This window comes from Anaeromonas frigoriresistens (assembly GCF_016820655.1).
In the GTDB taxonomy this organism is placed as follows: Bacteria; Bacillota; Clostridia; order Tissierellales; family SIT17; genus Anaeromonas; species Anaeromonas frigoriresistens.
The window spans coordinates 73,936-96,828 of the sequence record NZ_WSFT01000053.1; the positions used below are offsets into that span (position 1 = coordinate 73,936).

The following is a 22,893-nucleotide window of genomic DNA, read 5'->3' on the forward strand; positions in this document are numbered from 1 at the left end:
ATAAAATGAAGTTATTAAAAAGGAATTTTATTAATAGTATCGTTAAAGAACTAGAAGTTTTAAACGGAACAGAATTTGAGTATTTTTGCAGAGATATACTAAATATAATAATTCAAGACGAAGTTATACATAAGGGACACAATTTATTTGCTAAGCCTGTTGGTTACACTAGGGATTTTTATGAGGATGATTTTAGCATAGTAGGACAAGCAGGAACTGACAAAGATTACTTTACCAATTATGATAAACCAATTAATGATGCTCTAAAATGTATTGAAAAATCACAAAAATGCGAGAATATATACTTGTTTTCTAATTTGTATTGTACTGGTAATCATTTTAATAATTTAAAAAGCAAGATTAAGGATGATAAAAGATTTAAAAATAAAAAAATATATGTATATGATGCTCAAAGAATTGGTGAAGTAATATTTGAAAATTTAACACACAATAAAGTTGATGATATTCTAAAGTACACACCTATTGCATCAGAAATATACAAAATATTACCTAATAATAACAAGTTACCAGGATATAAAAACCACTATTATTCAAGAGAAGAAGAACAAGAGATAATAAATCAATTGGAAAAAGTTGATTTAATTCAAATATATGGTTTAAGTGGGGTAGGTAAGACAGAGATTAGTATTAAAATAGCCAGTGAGTTAAAAAACTCATTTGATGCTATTTTATGGATAAGTAGTGATTTGCAAAATAATAATATTATTAATTTTAGTAGTATTAGATTAGATAATTATGGTCAAAAAGTTAATATTGAATACTTTATTGAAAAATACAGTGTTTTAGTAATTATTGATAACTTAAACAATAATGTAACTAATATAAAAAAGCAGTTTAAAAAAATAAATAAAAATAAATCTAAACTAATTATTACCTCATTGCAAAAAGATTTACATGAGAGTGAAGTTTATAAATTAGATGGTGTTAATAAAAGTATTTCGAAACGAATATTAAATGAATGCTATCCAAATCCTATCAAAAATCAGTTAGAAAAGATTATTAATAAAGTAAATGGTTACCCATTAGTATTAAATCTAATAAAAAATGGAATTAATAATGATGATTTTAATTGGGACGATATTTCTAGTGATATTGATGATATACATAGTATTGATGATGAAAACAATATGAAAATATGTACCCGATTAATAGGGAGATATTTGGATAACTATCAAAAAGAACTATCTTCTCTTAACTACTTAAACTCTACTAAGATACATGTAGAATTTATCAAATATTTACTAAGTTCTATTAAAGTTCGCAATCTAACTAAGAGAAATATAATTAACGATAATAATGAATACTTTACAGTACATCAATTGGTAATGGACTCAATAAATGCATTAATTGATGAAAACAAATTTGAAGATAGTTTTGACAAAAAGCTAGTTAGCTTTTTAAAGGAAAAGAATATAATTAAAGATATAAATTATTATACTTTTATATGGACACATAATAATTTGATATATAATAAGTATAATAATAAAAATATTAAAATAGATAAAAAGATTTTACTATATGCAATCATAATGTCTAAAGATTACTTTTCAGAAGCTAAAGAAATAATAAGTAAAATTGAGACAGTGAACTTAGACTTGAATAATTATTATGATATTGCAATATACATTGAAAAATGCGAATTAGACTTATTATTAACTAAAAAAGAAAGTAAAGAAGAATATGAACTCAAAGCTAAAGAGTATATAAATAAACTTGTAAATATTGAACAAACAAAAGAATTAGATTTAGAAACAAAAGTTTTAGTTTTTCATCATATTGGTAAAATATATAAATGGATTAATTATTTAACTGAAGCTAAGAACTACTTACTAAAGACTCTTGATATGAATAATGAATATTATCAATCTATGTTACAATTAGCAAGAATATATGTATCTAAAAAGGAATTAGATGAAAGTATTGATTATTTTAATATTGTTTTGGGAAGTGATAATACTTCAAATGTCCCAATTACAATAGTATTGTCATTTTATGATTTGTTACATCAAAAGGTATGTTCAGACATAAAGTATAAATATATCTATAAAGATATTAATAAATTTATTAAAATTTTATTAATATCTTTACATTCAGAATTTGACCAACCATATAGAATAATTAATAAATTTGCTAGAGACTTGTCATATAATTTTCCAGAACAATTCAATATCTTGTGTGAAAATTTGCCATATCCTCAATACATAAATGAAAATAAAACTATATGTAAGTCTTATGCAGAAATTTTTTCATCGTATTATAATATGATTAAATATAATCAGATTATAACTAAAGAAGAAGAGAAAAATGAAAAAATGAAAGAAATATTTAAAATTAGCGAAAAATTTTTTCTTAGAAGTGATATTAATAAAGATTATGATAGGAAATTATTAATGGACTTATATATTAAAGCAGAAGAATATGAATTGGCTAAGGAGTATTCAGAGGTTTTTGATGATAAATCACAACCATTTTACTTGCAAAACATGTGTAAAGTTGAAAGAGGATTAAAGAATTATGAAGAAGCACTAAACTATATTAATCAAGCAATAGAAAAAGGCAAAGAAAAGAAAGTAAGTGGGTACTTTCAAAGTGCCTTTCTACATGATAAAGCAAATACTGAATTTATGATGAATGATGAAGAATGTACTAACACCTTAAAAGAAGCTATTAGGATGCAAAGAAATATGAAAACATTAAGCATTTGGGAGGAGAAATTAATAAATTGGAAAAGTGAATTTAATATAGAAAAATAATTTTATTATGTAGATATGTAACTCAATTAAGCTAGGAGAAATCCTAGCTTTTTCTTATTTGTAACTTTTAAAACATAGATTATTATGATTAAGAATACATAATTTAGATGAGTTGGTATATTTTTATAGAATTTATTTATTAAAGGATTAGTAGTCTATTTGGAGCTATCAAATATATCTACTCATAGTTTTAGAAAAATGTATGTTTTATTTATTTATCAACATAATGAGAATAATATTGAGCTTGTAAAGGAACTATTAAATCATTATAGCATAGCAACAAAACAAAGATATATCAGAGCGCATCAAGAAGAGATAGACAAAGCAAGTGAGAGTATTTATATAATGTAACAATTAATATACTTATTATACGGATAGGTATAATAATTTAAAGCATGAAGCTAAGATAAAACAAGGTTTTCATGCTCTTTTTTATAATATTGAAAACTTTATCATACAATAAAATTATTATTAATATTCTTTTCTTCCATCTGGAAAAAGTAAAAAAGGTTGGTTGTTTTTTACATCATATCTTACTACTGGGTTCCCCATAATAAATTTTCTAATATCTTCTAGGATAAAAATAGCTCTGAAAAGCATTTCATTATCATCATCGTCATCTTTTTTATCAATATATTTTACTATTCTGTTGAGCTCATCAGTCAATTGTTGTATCCTGATTGCTAATTGACCCATTTTCTAGACACTCCTCATATTTCTTATAAAATTGTGTATATATTTTACTACATTTTTGCTCAATAACTTTACTCTTTACAGTTGTAGTTAAAAGTGTTTCTTGTTTTTTATTTAATGCTTTACAAATTGATTTGAATTTAGTTTACGATTTGTCTCATTGCTATCCTTAGGGGGAAAGCTTATCAAATTCTTTTATATTTTTTACTATTGCATCTCTTATAAGGTCATGGCTATAAGTCGCTGATATCCAAGGAAGTTAAGACCTCTTTGATTATCATTTAAACCTTTTCCATTATTTACAATATTTTCATCAAAAAATTCTTTAGCCATATCATACAGAGCAAGATTAAACCCTTTTGTTAAATGATATAATTTTTGAACATCTCGAGATAAAAGCTTAGTTTTACTTTCATAATATTTTTTTCTAACATCTTCTATTGGTTGTTGCTTTAAAGTTTTTATAATGTCATTTTGACTTCTCATATTTTTTATATTCCTCCTTTTTTGTTTTTTTTAATTTCTTCCAGTTTTTAATTTTAGTCATTTACTTATCTCCTTATAAAATAAATAGCCATAAACTAGCTATTAACTACTTAAATTATATATAATAAATATATAAAAGTCAATACTCTATAAAAAAAGAAAACCTAAAACATTTGTTTTAGGTTTACTACTTTATGTATATAATGATATTTATTCTTCTGACTTTTTATCTAAGTTATAAAAGTCTATAATGTAGTCATAATATTTATTAATTGATTGATTAAGAATATATGCTTTAGTGACTTTACCTTCTTTTTCTTCGAAAATTTTCTGAATTTCATCAAGTTGCTTAGATGATTTTTGTGTCATATAAAATGCCATTTGTTTCCTCATAATTCACCTCCAGTAACTATTATATAGATAGTTTATAACTAGTTAATTCCAATGTCAATGATTAATAAATGCAAACAAATTGAAAACAACTGAAAAATTCATTAGTGTTTTCAAATAATTCTCGGAAGTTGAAAGTATTGATAAATAAACAAATAAGTTTAAATAGATTATAGAAATAATAGAAGGGGGGTAGTTTACAGTAAAATAGGTATCTTTTACTATCTTATTTGAATTAGTACGTATATCACTGGGCAATAAATTCAGTTTCATTTTATTTAATTTTTAGAAATATGAAGGATTATAATGGAAAATGTAGAATATTTATTTAAATTGAACTCTAATTGATTAATAAATCTTAAGTACAATCATGAATAATTTATCTCTTTTTATAAATTTATGTGATAATAAGTTATATATTTTATGTGTTAAAAATATTGTGACTGTGAGGGAATAATATGTGGAACTGTAAAAAATGTGGAGAAAAACATCAAGATGAATTTGATATTTGTTGGAATTGTGGCACAGGAAAAGATGGTAATATAAATAAAGATTTTAAAGTTGAATTAGATGAGAATGAAATAGAAGAATTAGCAGAAATAGAAGACATAAGTTTAAGCTCCTCTGATAAAGAAGAAAAAATAAATTCTATATTAGTTACTACCACTCAGATACTTCAAAATAGAAGAATAGTCAAATATTTTAATATGCTTACAGAAGAGTCAATGATAGGAACTGGAATTTTAAGTGAGTTTAGTGCATCTATTAATGATATTATAGGAGGTCAAGGTGCATATAGTAGTAAATTTAAAACAATAAAAGAAGATGTTTTGAAATTAATAAAATATAAGACATATAAATTAGGGGCAAATGCAATAGTGGGAACTGAAGTTGAATATTTAATTACACAGAATAATATGATTATGTTCTCTATTTCAGGAACACCAGTTATAGCAGAAGACATAATTCATGAGAAATTAGATGTTTTAAATGAAATAGAGAAATTATTTAATTTAAAACAAAAAGAAGTATTAACGGAGGAAGAATATATAGAAAAGAAAAAAATACTATTAAATAAAATTAATTAGGTGGGATAGGGTGAATATATTATCAAATTTACTTTCTGGAATTGGTGGAGTTTTGATAGGTGGTTTTATAACATGGTGGAGTAATCTTGCTATACAAAAGAAAAAAGTAATATTTGAGTTACAACAAGAACGTTATATAGAAACTAAAAAATATATAGAAGAACTTATAAACATACTTGAAAAGCTAAATAATAGAATATATCTTTATCATATGAATATGGTTATATATTATGAAAAATCTTATTCTGAGGATAATGATAATAATATTTTACAAGAAAGATTTAAAAGAAACTCTGATTTGAATGAAGAAATTGATACTTTAAATCGTAGATTTAGAAGAAAGTTAGAAATTTTTAATAATTATGTAGATACTAATGAAATTCTACTTTTAAAATATAAACATGATTTGAATGAAGTAATTTCAAAAGGTCAACATATTTTTAAAAATATATGCAATATTAAGTTTATAATATTAAATAATGTTATTGAATTAAAAAAGGATATAGAAAAAGAGGTTAAAATTGATGAGGAATATAAAAAAGAGAAGAAAAAAGAGTATCAATTTGCACTAGAACTTGTAAATAAAAATAATACTGAAATAAACAAAGTAATTACTTTTTATAACAACTTATTAAAAATACAGTTAAATGATATCTATGGGAATTATGTAAATATTAAAAATAAAAAAATAAAATAGAACATAAGATAACAAGAATTAAAAGTAAGTTTCGATATAAAAAGAAGTAAATTAAAAATACTGGTAATTACCAGTATTTTTAATTTGGTGATATTGATAAATACCTACAGGACAATATATAATTTAATATAAAAACAAGGAAATTAATAGTAATGCAGAATAACTACTAAAAGCTATTATAAGTGAATATTTGATGAAATCATAAGATTCTACTTATAAGAAGGGGTGGGGGAATAAATATGAAGGACAACGATATCCAAATTCCAAGAGAAGAACCTTTTAAAAATGATATATTAAACAGGAAACCAATCGCTGAAAACTTTACTAAAATTTTTAATAATATGGATGGGAATTTAGTTGTTGGAATAGATGCTCCTTGGGGAACCGGTAAAACAACATTTATAAAAATGTGGAAAGAATATTTAGCATCCATAGAGGACTATAAAACAATATATTTTAATGCTTGGGAAAATGATGATAGTGATGACCCATTATTAGCCATAATTTATCAATTAGAAGAACAGTATAATGGGAAAAATGATAAAATTGATAACATTAAAAAATATGGTGCTCAACTTATTAAGAAAACTGTGCCAATTGGACTAAGATTACTAACTAATGGAATTTTGGATGTTAAAGATGTTAAATTAGGTGAGTTCAATGAAAGTGAATTTGTAGATTTGGCTGGTAAATTAGGAGAAGTAGAATATAGTAAGTTTAAGCAAAGTAAAAACGCAAAAAGTGAATTTAAAAAAACTTTAATAGAATTTCAAAAAGAGCAAAATAAGAAAATAATTTTTTTCATTGATGAGCTAGATAGATGTAGACCTTCTTTTGCTATAGAAACACTAGAGAAGATAAAACATTTATTTGATATTGATAATTACTTTTTTATTATTTCTTTAGATAAGCAACAACTTTCTTGTTCTATTTCTACTTTATATGGACAAGATATGGACTCACTAGGATATCTAAGAAGATTTATAGATTTGGATTACAGTTTACCGATTCCAGATAAAAGAAATTATGTTGAAATGATGATTAATACATATAAACTTAATAGAGATAATTGGTTTTGGGTATATCTTAAAAAGATGATTGACTTAATGGATTATAGCTTAAGAGATATTGACAAATTATTTTATTATTTAAAAATCATATTACCATCTACAATTTTTCATAAGGATGGTAAAGAATATTCAGACGCCTATTCAGCTGTAATGGGGATTGTATATTCTTTTTTAATATCAATAAAGTTAAAAAAACCTTTATTGTATAATAAAATAGTTTTAAAAAATTATAAAACTTCATCACTTATAAATGAAATCAATATAAATGATATTAAATTGGATAAATATTTTAATAATCAATTACGATTAATAATGATTGATACATTATCAGCTTTCTTAAATAGGAACTTAAAAAGTAACGCTGAATCCAAATATGAAGATTTTAATTTGAAATTTGATTCAATTTATGGTGAATATAACTTAAATCGATTATGGGAAAATAATAAGTGTATTGTAATTAATCAATTAGATTTTCTAGACAATTTTTTTATATAGTATTTATGGAGATAGAGTAAGAACATTTAATTATAAAAAAGAAACTTTAACTAAACTACTATTTAGGAGGGTAAAAGATGGATTTGGATGAATTGGAAAAAGATACCATATTACTACACATAGATGAGAACGAAAGGATGTCAGATTTAGCAATATTATCTCTAAGGATTGCTTTGAAATCATATTTCACAACATATTCTTCTATAAAATATCGTATAGGAGCTTTAAAATTTAACTCTGAAGGTGTTAATTTATTTACATATAATTATTATGAAGAATACTCTAAAGTTATAGTATACTTACATCATTTTTTTGAACTTATAATTAAGGAGTACTTAAGAAATGAAGATGAATTATTAGTAATTGATTTTGTTAGAGACCCACTAATTCTTCATAAATTGATAAAAAAACAAGAGATTAGTCCAGAAGAATATAATAAAATATTTACTATTGAATTTTCTAAATCGTTAAGAATGCTGGTAGATTTAGTTAAAAGTAAATCAATCTACTCTGATGGAAGGATAGATTTTTTAATTGAAAGAAAAAATGTAGATGCATTAATTAAATTAAATAATTTTAGAAATAGAATAGTGCATCGTGGGAGCTTTATATTAAAGTATAAATCACTAGATATATTTATTGGTAAGTATCTTTTACCTATAATAAAAAAAATCTTAGAATTAAATGAAGGAGAAAAACTAGGAAATGTATGGAAGTATAAAAATAACTTTTTAGGCATTGATGTAATAGATGAAATAATTAATGTTTTTGAGGAAGTGGATTATAATATGGATAAAGTAGCATATTTAAAAGAAATAGGTCGTGCATCATATGAAAATCCGCTTAACTCTAGTTTTAAAATTTTCGATGACCAAGTTATTAGAAGAACAACTGAGATGCTGAATTATGAAGAGCAGTCTCAGAATGTTTCTAAAATTATTAAATGTCCTGTTTGTGGACAAAGAACATTAACAATTTATGAAGATGAAGAATTGAACATAGATGAAGAAGGGCAGATGATAGAACATTTTAGGTATACATATGAAGCAAAATGCTATTGTTGTACATTTGAGGTTAATCATCATTTAGCAAATCCTAGAGAATGTGATTTAGATATTACTGATTTATGGTATGGAGAAGATATAGTGTAATAATAAAGCATTTTATATATCATTATACTATCCTTTAAACTTATAATTACTAGCATATTAGTGGTTTTAAAAATAAATAAATATTTGTTTCTTATTTATAACATATTCAAGAAAAGAATATTGATAACAATAAATTATTTTTAAAATTAATTAAAAGGTGGGTTAAGTATGTCAAAAAATCAAGTTACTCTCATGGTGAGTAAATATATAATATTATGTATCAAGACAATATTTATATCAATATTATTTATAATAATTCCTATTTTCTTTCTTCGTGTTACTAGAGAAAATATATTAAGATTATTTTTTGAGATAGCATCCTTGATGATTACCGTTATACTTCCTTTAGTAGTAATAGATGGAACATTATTTGAAAGTTCTAAAGAGGATGATATAAATTATACTCTACTTAAAAGTCTTAACGGAAATAAAAAAGAGAAACAATTAGCTCATGTGGACATTATTTCGGGAATTATATTTATAAACAGTGCAATGGTTATCGGGTATATTAATGAATGGATTTTTCAAACAGTAATTGAACCTTCTAACCATCAATTAGCAATTCAGATAATTATTAATACTTCATGGGTAATATTGTTTGTATCATTACTCATAAAATTGCATTGTGTCTTAGTGAGGAGAAAAAAAGCAAAAGAGAATAAACAACAAAATATAGAAAGAGAATGTAAAACATTTTTTGTAACTGTGAGAGAAGTAGAGTGATTTAACTAATATAATTACTAAATATATCCATTAAGCTAGATTTACTTTTGAAATTTTTATTTTTATTATAATATAAAAACTGTTATAATTAGACTATGATATACTGAAAAATTCACTATATCTGAACTACGGTTTTTATGAAAATTTAAAATCTTAGTTGAACTACGATATACATAATAAAAAAATAGAGAAATTTTATATCAATGATATTTTCAATCTATACCTTTTAAATGTTGTAATCATGACATTTAAAGACATCAAAACTATGGAAAAACTTATAGATGCATTAGAAGATAATGACGATGTTCAAGAAGTTTATCATAACTGGGACATGCCTGAGGATATGGAAGAAGAATAATTATATAGCATAATAAAACACCTCTAAAATCTATAGATTTTAGAGGTGTTTTTAATTTTTGAAAGTAAAAACTGTTAATATATGGTATGATTAACATAAATAAAAATATCTGACAATTCAGATGTTTTTATTTATAGGAAAATTTATTTGAAATTTTATAAAGTGGGGAGGAAAATAATGGATAAGGTGATTTTTATACTTTTTGGGATTTTCTATATTATTTATGGACTTATTGTTATTAGTGGTAAAAAGTTTATGGTGAGAAGCAAGTATGAAGCAATAATTCAAAACTTTTTTTTCTTAGCAATTATCATCTCGCGATTTATTGAAATTGATGGTGGAATATTTATAATATCTATTTTCATACTAATATTTGCTTTAATATTTCTAGGACAGAGAGGAGTCTATACCATGTATAATGTAAATGGTGAAACTTTCTCATCAATTCTTATGAGTATTTTAGAGGAGAAAAACATATCATATGTGGTTAATAAAGATGAATTAGTATTAAAAGGTTATAATAATGAGGTTATATTTTACCGCAAACCTCTTAATTCATTACAAATTAATTTAAAAGAGATAAGACACTTAGATTTCTATAAAGAATTATTAAAAGAGCTATCAAATCAAATTAAAGAAGTAAACTTGAAATTATTTCCTACAGCAGGGATTGTAGATTTATTATTAGGAATTGGATTTTTAGCTTTAGTTCAATTTATGTAAATTATGGGGGATGGAAATGAATAAGAATCTGATTACAGTATTATTAATAACTATTTTGCTGATGAAAAGTCATATCAGGATTTTATAATTGGAATGTAGTATGGAATTTATAATGAAAGAAGGTTAATTAATGAAAGGGATAAAAAATAATATTAATATTATACTAATAGGTTTAGGAATAATCACTCTTATTATTGAATTTAATTTTTATATGTTTAATGGTATTTTGGGTTGGTTTTTAACTACTTTAGGAGTAATATTGATAGGACTTGGGATATTTTATAAGTCAAAAAATCCTTTAAAACTTCTATTTGAAATTATATTAGAATTATTCTAGGGGGTCTTACATATGATAGATGATAAAAAAGTAAATTTAATAGTAGTTTTTATTCAATTAATTATTTGGATTTATATTGCTGTTACATTAATGATCTATGAAACATATAAAATTAGTCATCTTATTTCTTTTATTCTACTATTATTTACTTATATCATTATAATAATAAGATATATAAAAAATAAAAGGAGTAATCGATGAAGAAAGATTTAATTATTTTTTAGTGTTATATATTTTCATATAAAAGAGTACTTTAAAAAAATTGATTAATCAAAAACAGGACCTGATTCAGGTCCTGTTTTTATTATTGATGACAAGGCCCTTTAGTATCGTTCACTTGAGTGCCAGAGTAAGGATTATAATTTAATTCTGATGTTCTTTTGTAGGACTCTAAGAACATTTCAAGATTGGTTTTTAGATCCTTTTCTGAACTAGATGCTTTTAGGGCTCTTTTTATGACCTGTTTTGGATATTTTTCTCTTAATTTTTTCCTTTCTTTTCTACTTATTTTCATAATATCACGATCCTTTTATCTCTATATTTATATTATATTACAAAATCCAGTGAATTAGCTTTTAAATATTTTTAATATTCTGTATACTTCATTATTTATTAAAGTTTTAGGAATTATTTTTTTGTACAAGAATATACATATAAAAATAATAAATTTAATTTTAAAGACAAGTCATAGTATTTAAAATGAGAAAGGAGGAATAGTTTCGAAACTTAAGCTTTGAAAAATAGTATTAAATGAGGGGGAATTTTTGATGAAGAAGCTATTAAGTTTAACATTGATTTTAGTAATGGTACTAAGTTTAGCTGCTTGTGGAGGGGACTCAGCTAGTGATAAACCCAAAGGAGATTGGAAAATAGGTATTATGACTGGTACTGTATCTCAGAATGAAGAAGAATATAGAGCTGCTGAAAGAGTATTAGAGAAGTATGGAGAAGATAGAGTTATTATCCAAACTTATCCTGATCAATTTATGAAAGAGCAAGAAACTACTATTGCTAACATAGTTAGTATGGCATCTGATCCTAAGGTTAAAGCTATAGTAATTGTTCAAGGTATTCCTGGAACATCTGCTGCTATAGATAAGGTTAAGGAAATGAGAGAAGATATCCTGTTTGTAGTAGGAACTGCTGGTGAAGATCCAAATATGATCGCTTCAAAAGCAGATGTAGTATTCCAAATGGATGAATTAGGAATGGGTACAGCTGTTATAGAACAGGCTAAGAAGCAAGGAGCAGAAACATTTGTTCATTATTCATTCCCTAGACATATGTCATATGCATTATTAGCTGCAAGAAGAGATTTATTTAAAGAGACTTGTGAAGAATTAGGTTTAGAGTTTGTAGATGCAACTGCACCAGACCCAACAGGAGATGCTGGAGTATCTGGAGCACAACAGTTTATATTAGAAGATGTTCCTAGAAAGATATCAGAGTATGGTGAAAATACTGCTCTATTTGCTACAAATTGCTCTATGCAAGAACCTTTAATTAAATCAGCATTAACTGAAGGAGCTATTTTACCACAACAATGTTGTCCATCTCCATTCCACGGATATCCAGGAGCTTTAGGAATAGAAATTCCTGAAGATAAAAAAGGTGATATTAATTTTATTATAGATGAAATCAGTGGAAAAATTGAAGAAGGTGGCGGAAAGGGAAGATTCTCTACTTGGCCAGTACCTATGAATATGATGTTTGTTGAAGCTGGAGCAGAATATGCAAAAGCATATATAGAGGGTGACACTGATGGTAAATTAGACGTAGATAAAGTAACAGAGAAATTTAATGAATATGTAAAAGAGAATGCAGGAATGGAAATAGATATGACTATAGTTCCTTATACAGATGAAAATACAGAGAAGACTTATGATAACTATTTAATGATTTTATCTGATTTTATTGATTTTTAATAGTTAATCAAATATAAGGCTATCTGGTCAGATAGCCTTATATAATTTACTCTCCGATAATATAGAAGGGGGATTGGCAGATGAGCAATGTTGCTTTGGAAATGAAAAATATTGAAAAAGAATATTTTAATAATAAAGTATTAAAAGGTATAGACTTAAAGATCAAACCTGGAGAAATTCATGCCATATTAGGAGAAAATGGAGCAGGGAAGTCTACTTTAATGAATATATTATTTGGCATGCCTGTTATTCACTCTACTGGTGGATATACTGGTGATATATTAATTGATGGGAAAAAAGTGGACATAAAGTCCCCTAAAGAAGCTATGGATTTAGGCATAGGAATGGTACACCAAGAGTTCATGTTGATTCCTGGATTTACAATAACTGAAAATGTAAAATTAAACAGAGAAAAAAGTAAGAGTAATTTAATAAGTAAAATATTAGGTGAGAAGTTAGAAACTTTAGATGTGAAATCTATGAATCAAGATACGAGAAAAGCTTTGGATAAATTAGAAATGGATATTGAAGAGTGGTCAATGGTAGAGGGATTACCAGTAGGATATAAACAATTTATTGAGATTGCAAGAGAAATAGATAAAAGTAATATTAAAGTGCTTGTATTTGATGAACCTACAGCTGTCCTTACTGAAAGTGAAGCTGAGAATCTATTATCAGCTATGAAAAAATTAGCAACTGATGGAATAGCAATAGTATTTATTACCCACAGGTTAGAAGAAGTTATGATGGTTTCAGACAATATTACTATTCTTAGAGACGGAGAATTAGTTGCCTCTAAGCCAAAAAAAGATACAAATATCATTGAATTAGCTCAACTGATGGTAGGAAGAAAAATAGAAAAGATAGCTAATGCTGAAAGTAATGAAGAGGAATTTAAAAATAAAAAAGTAATACTTTCTATTAAAAATTTTGAAGTTGATATGCCTGGAGAAACAGCTAAAGGGATTAATTTAGAGGTTAGAAAAGGAGAAATCTTAGGTATTGGTGGTTTAGCTGGTCAAGGAAAGATAGGCATTGCTAATGGTCTTATGGGATTATATGAATCTAGTGGAGAAGTGACAATAAACAATAAAAAATTAAACTTAAATGATACTACTGAATCCTTAAATAAAGGGTTATCTTTTGTATCAGAAGACAGACGAGGGGTAGGGTTACTTTTAGATACTTCTATTGAAATGAATATAGTACTTACTGCAATTCAAATGCAAGGAAGGTATATTTCAAAAATTGGTCCCTTTACACAAAAGTCCAAAAAAGAAATCAGAAGTCATGCTTTAAAAATGATTAAGGATCTTGATATTAGATGTAGAGGCCCGGAACAAATTACTAGAAGATTGAGTGGTGGGAATCAGCAGAAGGTATGTATAGCTAGGGCGTTAACCTTAAAACCTGATATTTTGCTAGTCTCTGAACCTACTCGTGGTATAGATATAGGGGCTAAAAAACTAGTGTTAGATTTATTATATAAACTCAATAAAGAATTGGGAATGACTATAATAATGACCTCTAGTGAACTAGCAGAGCTAAGAACAATATGTCATAGAATCGCAATAATAGCAGAAGGAAAAGTAGAGGGTATATTAAGTCCTGATGAAAGTGATGTAACCTTTGGATTAATGATGGCCGGTGAATATAACAAAATAAATAAAAAGGGGGCTTTATAAATGACAAGTAGTTTAAAAAGAATGATCAATACATTAGGCCTTCCTAGATTGATAATAATCAGTTTTTTCTTTTTACTTATTATATTGGCATATGTCTTAAAATTACCTGTGAGTATATTAATGGAGGATACATTAGTAAGGATAGGTATGAATGGTGTATTAGTTTTAGCTATGGTACCAGCAATACTATCAGGAACCGGGCCAAACTTTGGACTGCCCCTAGGAATAATTTGTGGTTTGTTAGGGGGCTTAATAAGTATTGAACTTAACTTAACCGGTTTAACAGGTTTTTTTGCAGCCATCGCAATTTCTATTCCTTTTGCACTAATAATAGGATATTTATATGCGAAAATATTAAATGCAGTAAAAGGATCAGAGATGATGGTAGCTACTTATACTGGATTTTCAGCAGTGTTTTTTATGAGTATTGCTTGGATATTAATGCCTTTTAAAAGCCCTGAGATGATTTGGCCCATAGGTAAAGGGTTGAGGGTAACTATATCATTAGATGGTAGATATGCACAAATATTAAATAAAATTGCCCCTGTTTCTATTGGAAATATTACTATTCCAACAGGGCTTTTAGCTTTCTTCTTAATGCTATGCCTAATAGTTTGGGTTTTCTTAAGAAGTAAGACTGGTATATCAATGAAAGCAGCGGGGGATAACCCTAAGTTTGCAGTAGCTTCTGGTATCAATGTGAATAATGCAAGGACAGTAGGTACTATATTATCTACTGTTTTGGGAGCTATTGGTATATTGGTATATGCTCAAAGTTATGGTTTTTTACAATTATATCAAGCACCTTTAATGATGGCTTTCCCAGCAGTAGCTGCAATTCTAATAGGAGGAGCTTCTGCACAGAGGGCAAAAATTTCTCATGTTATATTAGGTGTTTTATTGTTCCAAGGTTTATTAACAATATCATTACCTGTAGCCAATAAGATAGTAAGTGAGGGTAATTTATCTGAAGTTGCTAGAATGATAATTCAGAACGGAATTATCCTATATGCTTTAACAAAAGTAGGGGGTGATGATTAATATGACAACTTCAAATGATTTATTGAAGGAGAGTATTAATAACGAAACATTAGGAAAAAAGACGAAAAAAATTATGTTTAATAATATGGTTACTATTATATTTGTAATTTTATGTTTAATTGGAGTAGTACTATCTAAATTGCCTATATCTTTTATTTTAAATGAGTTAGTAACAAGAATCACTAGAAATTCTTTTCTTGTATTAGCTCTTATAATTCCGGTATTAGCTGGTATGGGTTTGAACTTTAGTATTGTAGTGGGAGCTATGGCAGGTCAAATAGCTATCATTTGTGTAACTCATTGGGGAATAACAGGTCTTAATGGCTTTCTTTTAGCTATAGCCTTAGCATTTCCAATAGCATTATTATTAGGGCTTTTAACTGGAAAGTTATTAAATAAAACCAAAGGACAAGAAATGATTGCTAGCATGATCACTGGCTTTTTTGCTAATGGTATCTATCAATTAATATTTTTATTTTTAGTAGGTACATTAATACCTATGAAAAATCCAGTACTAATGCTTAGTGGAGGAGTTGGGATTAGAAATACTATAGATTTATCCGGGGGAGTTAAAGCTACAGGTATTAAATATGCTTTAGATGATATCATTAAGCTTCCTTTATTTCAGGTACTCCTAGTTAGTTGTGTAGTCAGCATAATTATATACTCTTATCTTTATTTTAGGAGCAAAAAAGATTCCTATAAAAATACATTAAGTAAAAGTAAATATATAACTACTATGATACTTTTAGTTATTGGCATTGGAGTATCTATATATGTAATTACAAGTAACTCACTTGTTAGTATGATCAAATTACCTTTAGTTACTATGTTAGTGATTGTGGCTTTATGTGCGTTTAATCTTCTTATAGTCAAAACAAAAATAGGTCAAGAGTTTAGAACAGTAGGTCAGGATAAACATATTGCTAAGGTATCTGGAATTAATGTAAGCAGGATAAGGGTACTTGCAATTGTTATTTCTATAGTCTTGGCTGCTTGGGGACAGATTATATTCCTACAAAACTTAGGGACATTAAACACTTATGGTAGTCATGAGCAAATTGGTATGTTTTCTATAGCAGCTTTACTTATTGGGGGGGCTTCAGTATCTAAAGCAACCATAGGTCAGGCCATTTTAGGAACAACTTTATTCCACACCCTATTTATAGTATCACCCTTAGCGGGAAAAAATTTATTTGGGGATGCTCAAATAGGGGAATTTTTCAGAGCTTTCGTTGCTTATGGAGTAATAGGAGTCTCATTGGGATTACATGCCTGGAAAAAAAGAGTTCAATTAAGAAGGAAAAAATTATAAATTTTATAGCTTATATAAATAAAGCACCTCTATAGAGGTGTTTTATTTATTATTAAATTAATATATAATATAAGCATATAAACATAATTGACTGGGTTTAATTTAGCATAAAAGTGAGGTGCCCTCACTTTTATATTTTTTTTAAGAGTTTTATCCATATAACTACAAGATTCGACTAATAAGTATTGAAAAAAACATTATATACTAGTATAATAAAGACTCAAGACTTTTTTTGTCGGAATTTATTGTAAATCAATTAACCACCTTCTTAATAGTCTTTTAACTAAGATCATTAAAAGGATTGAAATAAAAACATAAAGTAGTGATTGATAATTCCATGGTGTTAGTATGAGTGACAAAGCCATACCCACTGCAGGTGGGTGTTCAGTATTTGTTATAGCCATGACAAAAATAGTTATACCAACTGATAAAGCTCCTGTTATCATATATAGCATAGACAAATTTATCATGTCTATTTTGTCTACTAATACTAAGGACATGCTATTAAATATAATTCCTGAGATTATACCTACTGTATATCCACCTAATATGTTTTTTGTTTTTGCTGAATAAGCACTGGGCATTGTGAAAATTATAAAAGTAGTTGCACCTAAACTTGCTATTATAGTAGTATATACAAATAGGTTTAGAAATAGTAAAATAAACATTATTGAAATTGTTGCAAGAGTACATTGGAATATATATCTCTTTAAATTATTTTTTAATTTAGGATCCCAGAATTTAATAATGAATCACTCCCAATACTATTATTAGATAATATATTACCATAACTTTAAGAACAAAAAAACTCTATATTTATATAGGTTTATTTTAATTTATATTGGCAATAATTGCTAGAGAAGGAGGGATAGAGTTGCCAGCTTCCGCAGTAAAACTATGGGAATTATACGAAGGTCTAAAAAATAGATTTTTATTTAATAACGATATTAATTCTATTTACATATTACTATCACTGTATGACTTAGAGGAAAACATCAGCAACATTTACCCTCAGTACATTTGCACAAGAAATATTAATAATAGAATTAAGAATATTTTGAAGGACAGAAATAATCCCTCAGCTACTTCTAGAGCAATTACTAAAGTTATACATGAAGATATTGATAGAATTGAACTTTGTTTTTATTTAGAGGGGTATAAATATGGATTTTATAATAATAAATGGATAAATGTATTAGAGGAAATGGCGTTAAAATATTTTGATTTAGATATTCTATATGAGAAAAAATACCTTTTTCATTTTAACTACAATAATAACGAAGTAAATAAAATAAGAAGAAATATAAGAGATGAAATAGAGTACAAAGAAAAAGAAACTAGAGAATATACTGATTTAATAGATATATTTGCAAATAAAGTTATTAGACCTAAATTAAAAAATATAGATAACTATATAGATAGACAATTAAAACTAGAATTCAATCCTCACGAGTTTAATATAAAAGAGGAGAAAATTAATTTCACTGATGAAGAATTAGACAAAGTATATAATGCAATAATTCGTGAACTGAACAAAAACCTTATGAATATATTTAAAGATTCATGCTGGTATGCTTTAAATGATAGAGTACTAAAAAGATACCCCTATTAATAACTTACGTACTTCACAAAGTTGTAATAGGGGTCTTATACGTCCTATAGTGTATATAATATTTTTTATTGGAAATAATAACCCTTTATAAAGTATAGGAGGGATATTATGAAAAATTCTTCTAAAATTTTTTATCTATCTATAGGATTGATTTTTTCAGTAGTAGTTTTGGTTTTTACAATTTTAGAAATAGGATTTGATAAGAATTCAAATGATAATATCACCAAGGAGAATGAAGAGAATGAAAGTATGGATGAATTATTAACTACTGAAATAAATGGAAGTGAAGGGAAAGAAATCACTGAGGATACTATCATCGAATATGATATTTTTTATACTAAATGTGAGCATAACATAAGAGATTTCCAGGTAAATAAGAATGATTATATTGGAATGAACAGAAAAGCTTTAGAAGATAGCTTTGATGAAGAGTCCAATAAAGAGGTTTTAAAATTTGATTCTAATAGAGTGGTAATTAAACAAGTAAAGGATAGCTTATGTCCAGATCATTATATTGTTGGTGAAAATGAAGGTAAGGTTGCCATATATAAAATAGATGAGAATGGTGATAGGGTATTGTTCAAAACTTTAGAACAATCTATTCAATTATTAGGTGAATATGATAAAGAGAGATTAAGAAATGGAATAGTTGTAGATGACTTAGATGATATAGGAGAAGTTATAGAAAATTTTATAAGTTAAATAATCATACAAAAGTTAAACTGATCCAGTTTAACTTTTGTTGATTTGAATATATATAATAAGTTAGAATTACAGAGCTTAATATAGTAGCTGGATTTTATTACTTTCTATTTTTTCTTTATTATTAAAATGTGATAAAATTATAGATGCTTATACATACAATAAGATACGATACATAGTACATAGCTTAAAGTTTTAGGACATAGGAGAGGATATTATGATAATAGTAGGGATAGATCCAGGTATTGCTATAGTTGGATATGGAGTAGTTGAATATAAAGGAAATAACTTTAAAGTTATAGATTATGGTGCAATAACTACCCCTTCAACAATGAGTTCACCAGCACGATTAAAATCTGTTTATGATGATTTGACAGAAGTTTTATTGAAATATAAACCTGATGCAGTAGCTATAGAAGAACTATTTTTCAATAAAAATGTAAAAACAGCTATACAGGTAGGACAAGCTAGAGGTGTTGAGATATTAGCAGCTATGAATCAGAAATTAGATATATTTGAGTATACTCCTCTACAAGTAAAGCAAGGAGTTGTTGGCTATGGTAGAGCTAAGAAAAGACAAGTTCAAGAGATGGTAAAGATATTATTGAACTTAAAAGAAATACCTAAACCTGATGATGTAGCAGATGCCCTTGCAGTAGCTATATGTCATGCTCACTCAGGACAATTTGATAGCTTATTTAGAATGAAATAATGGAGGTATATAATGTATAGTTATATTAGAGGATATATTGAAGAAATATCAGAAGATTATATTGTATTAGATAATAATGGGATAGGATACAAAATAAATACATCCATGCAAACAATGGCTAATATTAAGTTAAATGAGGAGTATAAGATATTTACTCATCTACATGTTAGAGAAGATGATATGAGTCTGTATGGGTTTATTTCGAAGGAAGAATTAGGATTATTTCTAAACCTGATATCCGTGTCAAAGATAGGTCCAAAGGTAGGTTTGGGAATTTTATCTGCATTATCAGTTGATGAAGTGAAATTTGCTATCATAAGTGAAGATCCAAATACTTTATCTAAAGCACCAGGAGTAGGTAAAAAGACCGCTAATAGAATGATATTAGAATTAAAAGATAAGGTTAAAGATTATGATATTAATAAATTAGAATCTAAACCAGTCTCTATGAATTCAAATATTGATGAAGCTTTAGATGCTCTAATGTCTTTAGGGTATACTAAATATGAGGCAACTAATGCAATGAATAAACTAAATACTGAAAATTTAAAGACTCAAGAAATAATAAAACTTTCTTTAAATGAATTATCAAAACAATAGAAGGAGATAATTATGGAAGAGATGGAAAATAGGATTGTGACTAGTGATGTGAAAAATGAAGATTTTGATATAGAAACTTCATTAAGACCTAAGTCATTAGATGATTATACAGGACAAAATAAGGTCAAAGAAAAATTAAAGATATTCATTAAAGCAGCAAAGAGCAGGGAAGAATCATTAGATCATGTATTATTATATGGCCCTCCTGGGTTGGGGAAAACTACCCTGGCAAGTATCATTGCTAATGAAATGGGGGTTAACTTAAGAATTACATCAGGCCCTGCTATAGATAAGCCAGGGGACTTAGCGGCGATTCTTACCAACTTAGGAGAAAACGATGTGCTATTTATTGATGAGATACATCGTTTAAATAGAAGTGTAGAAGAGATACTATACCCTGCTATGGAAGATTTTGCACTAGATATAATAATAGGTAAAGGACCAAGTGCAAGGTCGATTAGGTTAGACTTATCTAAATTTACTTTAATTGGTGCAACAACTAGAGCAGGGTTACTTACTTCACCCCTAAGAGATAGATTTGGTGTTATATGTAAATTAGACTATTATGATGTGAAAGATTTAAAAAGTATCATAATCAGATCAGCAAGTATTTTAGATGTAAAAATAGATGAAATAGGAGCTTTAGAGATAGCAAAAAGGTCAAGAGGAACTCCTAGAATAGCTAATAGAATATTAAAAAGAGTAAGGGACTATGCAGAGGTTGTAGAAGATGGTAATATTACAAAAGCTGTAGCTGAAAAGGCATTAGATCTATTAGAAGTGGATGAGCTTGGGTTAGATAATGTTGATAAGAGACTACTATTAACAATTATAAACAAGTTTAATCATGGCCCAGTAGGTTTAGATACCCTGGCAGCCTCCATAGGAGAAGAAAGAAATACTATAGAAGATGTTTATGAGCCCTATTTATTACAAATTGGATTTATAAATAGAACTCCAAGGGGTAGAGTAGTCACTAAAAGATGTTTAGATCATTTCAATATTAAAAGTGAGGAATAAACATGTATGATATTGGAAGAACCATAATTACTATTGGATTTATTATTATAATTATAGGGATAATAGTATCAATAGGTAGTAAACTTGGATTAGGAAAATTACCAGGAGATATAGTAATAAAAAAAGGAAATTTTACTTTTTTCTTTCCAGTAATAACATCAATAGTATTAAGTATTATTTTGACAGTTATTCTTAATATTATTAGAAAATTTTTCTAATAATATTAAGAAGTATTATTAAGTAATAAGCAAAGGATGATTGTATGAAAACTAGTGATTTTTATTTTGATTTGCCAGAGGAATTAATAGCACAACATCCTCTTAAAGATAGAGAGAAGTCTCGATTGTTAGTATTAGATAAGGAAAATGGAGATATAGAACATAAAGTATTTAGTGATATAATTGATTATTTAGAAGAGGGAGATTGTTTAGTATTAAATAATACTAGAGTTATTCCTGCAAGACTTTTAGGCCAGAGAGAAAACACTGGAGGTAAAGTGGAGTTTCTTTTATTAAATAACATAGAAGGTGACCAGTGGGAAACTCTAGTTAAGCCAGGAAAGAAAGCAAGGGTTGGAGATGTTATAGAATTTGGTGATGGAATACTTAAAGGAGAAGTATTAGATATAAAAGAAGGAGGAACTAGAGTAGTTAAATTTATCTACAAAGGTATATTTCAAGAGATCTTAGATCAGCTAGGTGAAATGCCCCTACCTCCATATATTACTGCTCAATTAGAAGACAGAGAAAGATACCAAACTGTATATTCTAAAAAGGAAGGTTCAGCTGCTGCACCTACAGCAGGATTACATTTTACTAAAGACTTATTAGACAAAATAGAAAAAAAAGGTATACAAATCGCCTATGTTACATTACATGTAGGATTAGGTACATTTAGACCCGTAAAGGTAGATGATGTGAATGAACATAAAATGCATTCAGAATTTTTCGAGGTAAGCGAAGAAACGGCGGGAATTATTAATAAGGTAAAAGAAAATGGTGGTAGAATAATATCTGTAGGGACTACATCTACTAGAACTTTAGAATCTGCTACTGACGAAGAAGGTAAAGTAAAAGAATGTTCAGGATGGACAGAGATATTTATTTATCCAGGATATGAATTTAAAGTTATTGATGGATTAATAACTAATTTTCATTTGCCAGAGTCTACATTAATAATGTTGGTTAGTGCATTAACAGGAAAAGAGAGCATATTAAATGCTTATAAAGTAGCTGTAGATGAAAAGTATAGGTTTTTCAGCTTTGGCGATGCTATGCTTATAATTTAGTAAACAAA

General features: G+C 27.0%; 26 protein-coding genes and 1 pseudogene. 22 read left to right on the forward strand and 5 right to left on the reverse strand.

Annotated features, from left to right (window positions below; translation table 11 throughout):
* The first annotated feature begins 5 nt into the window (after positions 1-5).
* Together GOQ27_RS14370 and GOQ27_RS14375 are read left to right on the forward strand one after the other, a co-directional pair.
* Complete coding sequence (locus GOQ27_RS14370) at positions 6-2,774, forward strand: tetratricopeptide repeat protein (protein ID WP_203367575.1); 2,769 nt, start codon at positions 6-8, stop codon at positions 2,772-2,774.
* A 159-nt stretch (positions 2,775-2,933) separates the two neighbouring features.
* Positions 2,934-3,125 carry a site-specific integrase gene (locus GOQ27_RS14375; protein WP_203367576.1) on the forward strand — a complete coding sequence of 64 codons (192 nt, stop codon included), beginning with the start codon at positions 2,934-2,936 and terminating at the stop codon, positions 3,123-3,125.
* Positions 3,126-3,245: 120 nt separating this feature from the next.
* On the opposite strand, the gene GOQ27_RS14380 is transcribed toward GOQ27_RS14375, so the two are convergent.
* The 3 genes from GOQ27_RS14380 to GOQ27_RS14390 form a co-directional block, all read right to left on the reverse strand.
* Positions 3,246-3,470: a hypothetical protein gene (locus GOQ27_RS14380; RefSeq protein ID WP_203367577.1), complete on the reverse strand. Its 225-nt coding sequence runs from the start codon at positions 3,468-3,470 to the stop codon at positions 3,246-3,248.
* 216 nt (positions 3,471-3,686) lie between these two features.
* Positions 3,687-3,953, reverse strand: coding sequence for a hypothetical protein (locus GOQ27_RS14385; protein WP_203367578.1), 267 nt, complete (start codon positions 3,951-3,953; stop codon positions 3,687-3,689).
* Positions 3,954-4,163: 210 nt separating this feature from the next.
* Positions 4,164-4,346: a hypothetical protein gene (locus GOQ27_RS14390; RefSeq protein WP_203367579.1), complete on the reverse strand. Its 183-nt coding sequence runs from the start codon at positions 4,344-4,346 to the stop codon at positions 4,164-4,166.
* A 455-nt stretch (positions 4,347-4,801) separates the two neighbouring features.
* On the opposite strand from GOQ27_RS14390, the gene GOQ27_RS14395 reads away from it, so the two are divergent.
* From GOQ27_RS14395 to GOQ27_RS14435, 9 genes and pseudogenes are all read left to right on the forward strand, one after another.
* Positions 4,802-5,431 (forward strand): heavy metal-binding domain-containing protein, encoded by a 630-nt coding sequence (locus GOQ27_RS14395; protein ID WP_203367580.1) that lies wholly within the window; start codon positions 4,802-4,804, stop codon positions 5,429-5,431.
* Positions 5,432-5,441: 10 nt separating this feature from the next.
* Entirely contained in the window at positions 5,442-6,128 is a 687-nt protein-coding gene (locus GOQ27_RS14400) for a hypothetical protein (RefSeq protein ID WP_203367581.1), read from the forward strand.
* 239 nt (positions 6,129-6,367) lie between these two features.
* Entirely contained in the window at positions 6,368-7,693 is a 1,326-nt protein-coding gene (locus tag GOQ27_RS14405; RefSeq protein ID WP_203367582.1) for a KAP family P-loop NTPase fold protein, read from the forward strand.
* 77 nt (positions 7,694-7,770) lie between these two features.
* Entirely contained in the window at positions 7,771-8,844 is a 1,074-nt protein-coding gene (locus GOQ27_RS14410) for a hypothetical protein (protein ID WP_203367583.1), read from the forward strand.
* Positions 8,845-9,012: 168 nt separating this feature from the next.
* Positions 9,013-9,567, forward strand: a complete 555-nt coding sequence (locus tag GOQ27_RS14415; RefSeq protein ID WP_203367584.1) for a hypothetical protein — start codon at positions 9,013-9,015, stop codon at positions 9,565-9,567.
* A gap of 253 nt (positions 9,568-9,820) precedes the next feature.
* Positions 9,821-9,925 (forward strand): annotated as a pseudogene (locus GOQ27_RS14420) (YebC/PmpR family DNA-binding transcriptional regulator); the annotation flags it as partial.
* Positions 9,926-10,102: 177 nt separating this feature from the next.
* Positions 10,103-10,648, forward strand: coding sequence for a hypothetical protein (locus GOQ27_RS14425; RefSeq protein ID WP_203367585.1), 546 nt, complete (start codon positions 10,103-10,105; stop codon positions 10,646-10,648).
* Between the two features lie 130 nt (positions 10,649-10,778).
* A complete protein-coding gene (locus GOQ27_RS14430) occupies positions 10,779-10,985 on the forward strand; it encodes a hypothetical protein (RefSeq protein ID WP_203367586.1) in 207 nt (68 codons plus the stop codon).
* A 12-nt stretch (positions 10,986-10,997) separates the two neighbouring features.
* Positions 10,998-11,186: a hypothetical protein gene (locus GOQ27_RS14435; RefSeq protein ID WP_203367587.1), complete on the forward strand. Its 189-nt coding sequence runs from the start codon at positions 10,998-11,000 to the stop codon at positions 11,184-11,186.
* Between the two features lie 103 nt (positions 11,187-11,289).
* Here the strand turns inward: GOQ27_RS14435 and GOQ27_RS14440 are convergent, their stop codons facing one another.
* Positions 11,290-11,499: a hypothetical protein gene (locus GOQ27_RS14440; RefSeq protein ID WP_203367588.1), complete on the reverse strand. Its 210-nt coding sequence runs from the start codon at positions 11,497-11,499 to the stop codon at positions 11,290-11,292.
* 253 nt (positions 11,500-11,752) lie between these two features.
* On the opposite strand from GOQ27_RS14440, the gene GOQ27_RS14445 reads away from it, so the two are divergent.
* The 4 genes from GOQ27_RS14445 to GOQ27_RS14460 all read left to right on the forward strand — a co-directional run bounded on the left by GOQ27_RS14445 (position 11,753) and on the right by GOQ27_RS14460 (position 16,951).
* Positions 11,753-12,910 (forward strand): DUF3798 domain-containing protein, encoded by a 1,158-nt coding sequence (locus GOQ27_RS14445; protein WP_252187858.1) that lies wholly within the window; start codon positions 11,753-11,755, stop codon positions 12,908-12,910.
* A gap of 80 nt (positions 12,911-12,990) precedes the next feature.
* Positions 12,991-14,595, forward strand: a complete 1,605-nt coding sequence (locus GOQ27_RS14450) for a sugar ABC transporter ATP-binding protein (protein ID WP_203367590.1) — start codon at positions 12,991-12,993, stop codon at positions 14,593-14,595.
* Positions 14,596-15,636 (forward strand): ABC transporter permease subunit, encoded by a 1,041-nt coding sequence (locus GOQ27_RS14455; RefSeq protein ID WP_203367591.1) that lies wholly within the window; start codon positions 14,596-14,598, stop codon positions 15,634-15,636.
* Positions 15,629-16,951, forward strand: a complete 1,323-nt coding sequence (locus tag GOQ27_RS14460; RefSeq protein ID WP_252187859.1) for an ABC transporter permease subunit — start codon at positions 15,629-15,631, stop codon at positions 16,949-16,951. The genes GOQ27_RS14455 and GOQ27_RS14460 overlap by 8 nt, the downstream gene beginning before the upstream one ends.
* A 242-nt stretch (positions 16,952-17,193) precedes the next feature.
* Here GOQ27_RS14460 and GOQ27_RS14465 read toward each other — a convergent pair whose 3' ends face one another.
* Positions 17,194-17,700, reverse strand: coding sequence for an HPP family protein (locus GOQ27_RS14465; protein WP_425475022.1), 507 nt, complete (start codon positions 17,698-17,700; stop codon positions 17,194-17,196).
* A gap of 125 nt (positions 17,701-17,825) precedes the next feature.
* Between GOQ27_RS14465 and GOQ27_RS14470 the strand changes: the two genes are divergently transcribed.
* From GOQ27_RS14470 to queA, 7 genes are all read left to right on the forward strand, one after another.
* Positions 17,826-18,563 carry a hypothetical protein gene (locus GOQ27_RS14470; protein ID WP_203367593.1) on the forward strand — a complete coding sequence of 246 codons (738 nt, stop codon included), beginning with the start codon at positions 17,826-17,828 and terminating at the stop codon, positions 18,561-18,563.
* A gap of 108 nt (positions 18,564-18,671) precedes the next feature.
* Positions 18,672-19,265, forward strand: coding sequence for a BofC C-terminal domain-containing protein (locus GOQ27_RS14475; RefSeq protein ID WP_203367594.1), 594 nt, complete (start codon positions 18,672-18,674; stop codon positions 19,263-19,265).
* 217 nt (positions 19,266-19,482) lie between these two features.
* A complete protein-coding gene (ruvC, locus tag GOQ27_RS14480) occupies positions 19,483-19,977 on the forward strand; it encodes a crossover junction endodeoxyribonuclease RuvC (RefSeq protein WP_203367595.1) in 495 nt (164 codons plus the stop codon).
* A 12-nt stretch (positions 19,978-19,989) separates the two neighbouring features.
* Entirely contained in the window at positions 19,990-20,577 is a 588-nt protein-coding gene (gene ruvA, locus GOQ27_RS14485) for a Holliday junction branch migration protein RuvA (RefSeq protein WP_203367596.1), read from the forward strand.
* A gap of 12 nt (positions 20,578-20,589) precedes the next feature.
* A complete protein-coding gene (ruvB, locus tag GOQ27_RS14490; RefSeq protein ID WP_203367597.1) occupies positions 20,590-21,597 on the forward strand; it encodes a Holliday junction branch migration DNA helicase RuvB in 1,008 nt (335 codons plus the stop codon).
* Between the two features lie 2 nt (positions 21,598-21,599).
* Positions 21,600-21,815 carry a DUF2905 domain-containing protein gene (locus GOQ27_RS14495; protein WP_203367598.1) on the forward strand — a complete coding sequence of 72 codons (216 nt, stop codon included), beginning with the start codon at positions 21,600-21,602 and terminating at the stop codon, positions 21,813-21,815.
* 44 nt (positions 21,816-21,859) lie between these two features.
* Entirely contained in the window at positions 21,860-22,885 is a 1,026-nt protein-coding gene (gene queA, locus GOQ27_RS14500) for a tRNA preQ1(34) S-adenosylmethionine ribosyltransferase-isomerase QueA (protein ID WP_203367599.1), read from the forward strand.
* Positions 22,886-22,893: the final 8 nt, after the last annotated feature.

Excerpts from the sequence above, each read along its gene's own strand:
- GOQ27_RS14405 (WP_203367582.1), top strand. The coding sequence starts at position 6,368 with ATGAAGGACAACGATATCCAAATTCCAAGAGAAGAACCTTTTAAAAAT.
- GOQ27_RS14435 (WP_203367587.1), top strand. The coding sequence starts at position 10,998 with ATGATAGATGATAAAAAAGTAAATTTAATAGTAGTTTTTATTCAATTA.
- GOQ27_RS14395 (WP_203367580.1), top strand. The coding sequence starts at position 4,802 with ATGTGGAACTGTAAAAAATGTGGAGAAAAACATCAAGATGAATTTGAT.
- GOQ27_RS14460 (WP_252187859.1), top strand. The coding sequence starts at position 15,629 with ATGATTAATATGACAACTTCAAATGATTTATTGAAGGAGAGTATTAAT.
- GOQ27_RS14380 (WP_203367577.1), bottom strand. The coding sequence starts at position 3,470 with ATGGGTCAATTAGCAATCAGGATACAACAATTGACTGATGAGCTCAAC.
- GOQ27_RS14425 (WP_203367585.1), top strand. The coding sequence starts at position 10,103 with ATGGATAAGGTGATTTTTATACTTTTTGGGATTTTCTATATTATTTAT.
- GOQ27_RS14455 (WP_203367591.1), top strand. The coding sequence starts at position 14,596 with ATGACAAGTAGTTTAAAAAGAATGATCAATACATTAGGCCTTCCTAGA.
- GOQ27_RS14475 (WP_203367594.1), top strand. The coding sequence starts at position 18,672 with ATGAAAAATTCTTCTAAAATTTTTTATCTATCTATAGGATTGATTTTT.
- GOQ27_RS14430 (WP_203367586.1), top strand. The coding sequence starts at position 10,779 with ATGAAAGGGATAAAAAATAATATTAATATTATACTAATAGGTTTAGGA.
- ruvB (WP_203367597.1), top strand. The coding sequence starts at position 20,590 with ATGGAAGAGATGGAAAATAGGATTGTGACTAGTGATGTGAAAAATGAA.
- GOQ27_RS14445 (WP_252187858.1), top strand. The coding sequence starts at position 11,753 with ATGAAGAAGCTATTAAGTTTAACATTGATTTTAGTAATGGTACTAAGT.
- GOQ27_RS14450 (WP_203367590.1), top strand. The coding sequence starts at position 12,991 with ATGAGCAATGTTGCTTTGGAAATGAAAAATATTGAAAAAGAATATTTT.
- GOQ27_RS14390 (WP_203367579.1), bottom strand. The coding sequence starts at position 4,346 with ATGAGGAAACAAATGGCATTTTATATGACACAAAAATCATCTAAGCAA.
- GOQ27_RS14415 (WP_203367584.1), top strand. The coding sequence starts at position 9,013 with ATGTCAAAAAATCAAGTTACTCTCATGGTGAGTAAATATATAATATTA.
- GOQ27_RS14410 (WP_203367583.1), top strand. The coding sequence starts at position 7,771 with ATGGATTTGGATGAATTGGAAAAAGATACCATATTACTACACATAGAT.
- queA (WP_203367599.1), top strand. The coding sequence starts at position 21,860 with ATGAAAACTAGTGATTTTTATTTTGATTTGCCAGAGGAATTAATAGCA.
- ruvA (WP_203367596.1), top strand. The coding sequence starts at position 19,990 with ATGTATAGTTATATTAGAGGATATATTGAAGAAATATCAGAAGATTAT.
- GOQ27_RS14495 (WP_203367598.1), top strand. The coding sequence starts at position 21,600 with ATGTATGATATTGGAAGAACCATAATTACTATTGGATTTATTATTATA.
- GOQ27_RS14370 (WP_203367575.1), top strand. The coding sequence starts at position 6 with ATGAAGTTATTAAAAAGGAATTTTATTAATAGTATCGTTAAAGAACTA.
- GOQ27_RS14440 (WP_203367588.1), bottom strand. The coding sequence starts at position 11,499 with ATGAAAATAAGTAGAAAAGAAAGGAAAAAATTAAGAGAAAAATATCCA.
- GOQ27_RS14385 (WP_203367578.1), bottom strand. The coding sequence starts at position 3,953 with ATGAGAAGTCAAAATGACATTATAAAAACTTTAAAGCAACAACCAATA.
- ruvC (WP_203367595.1), top strand. The coding sequence starts at position 19,483 with ATGATAATAGTAGGGATAGATCCAGGTATTGCTATAGTTGGATATGGA.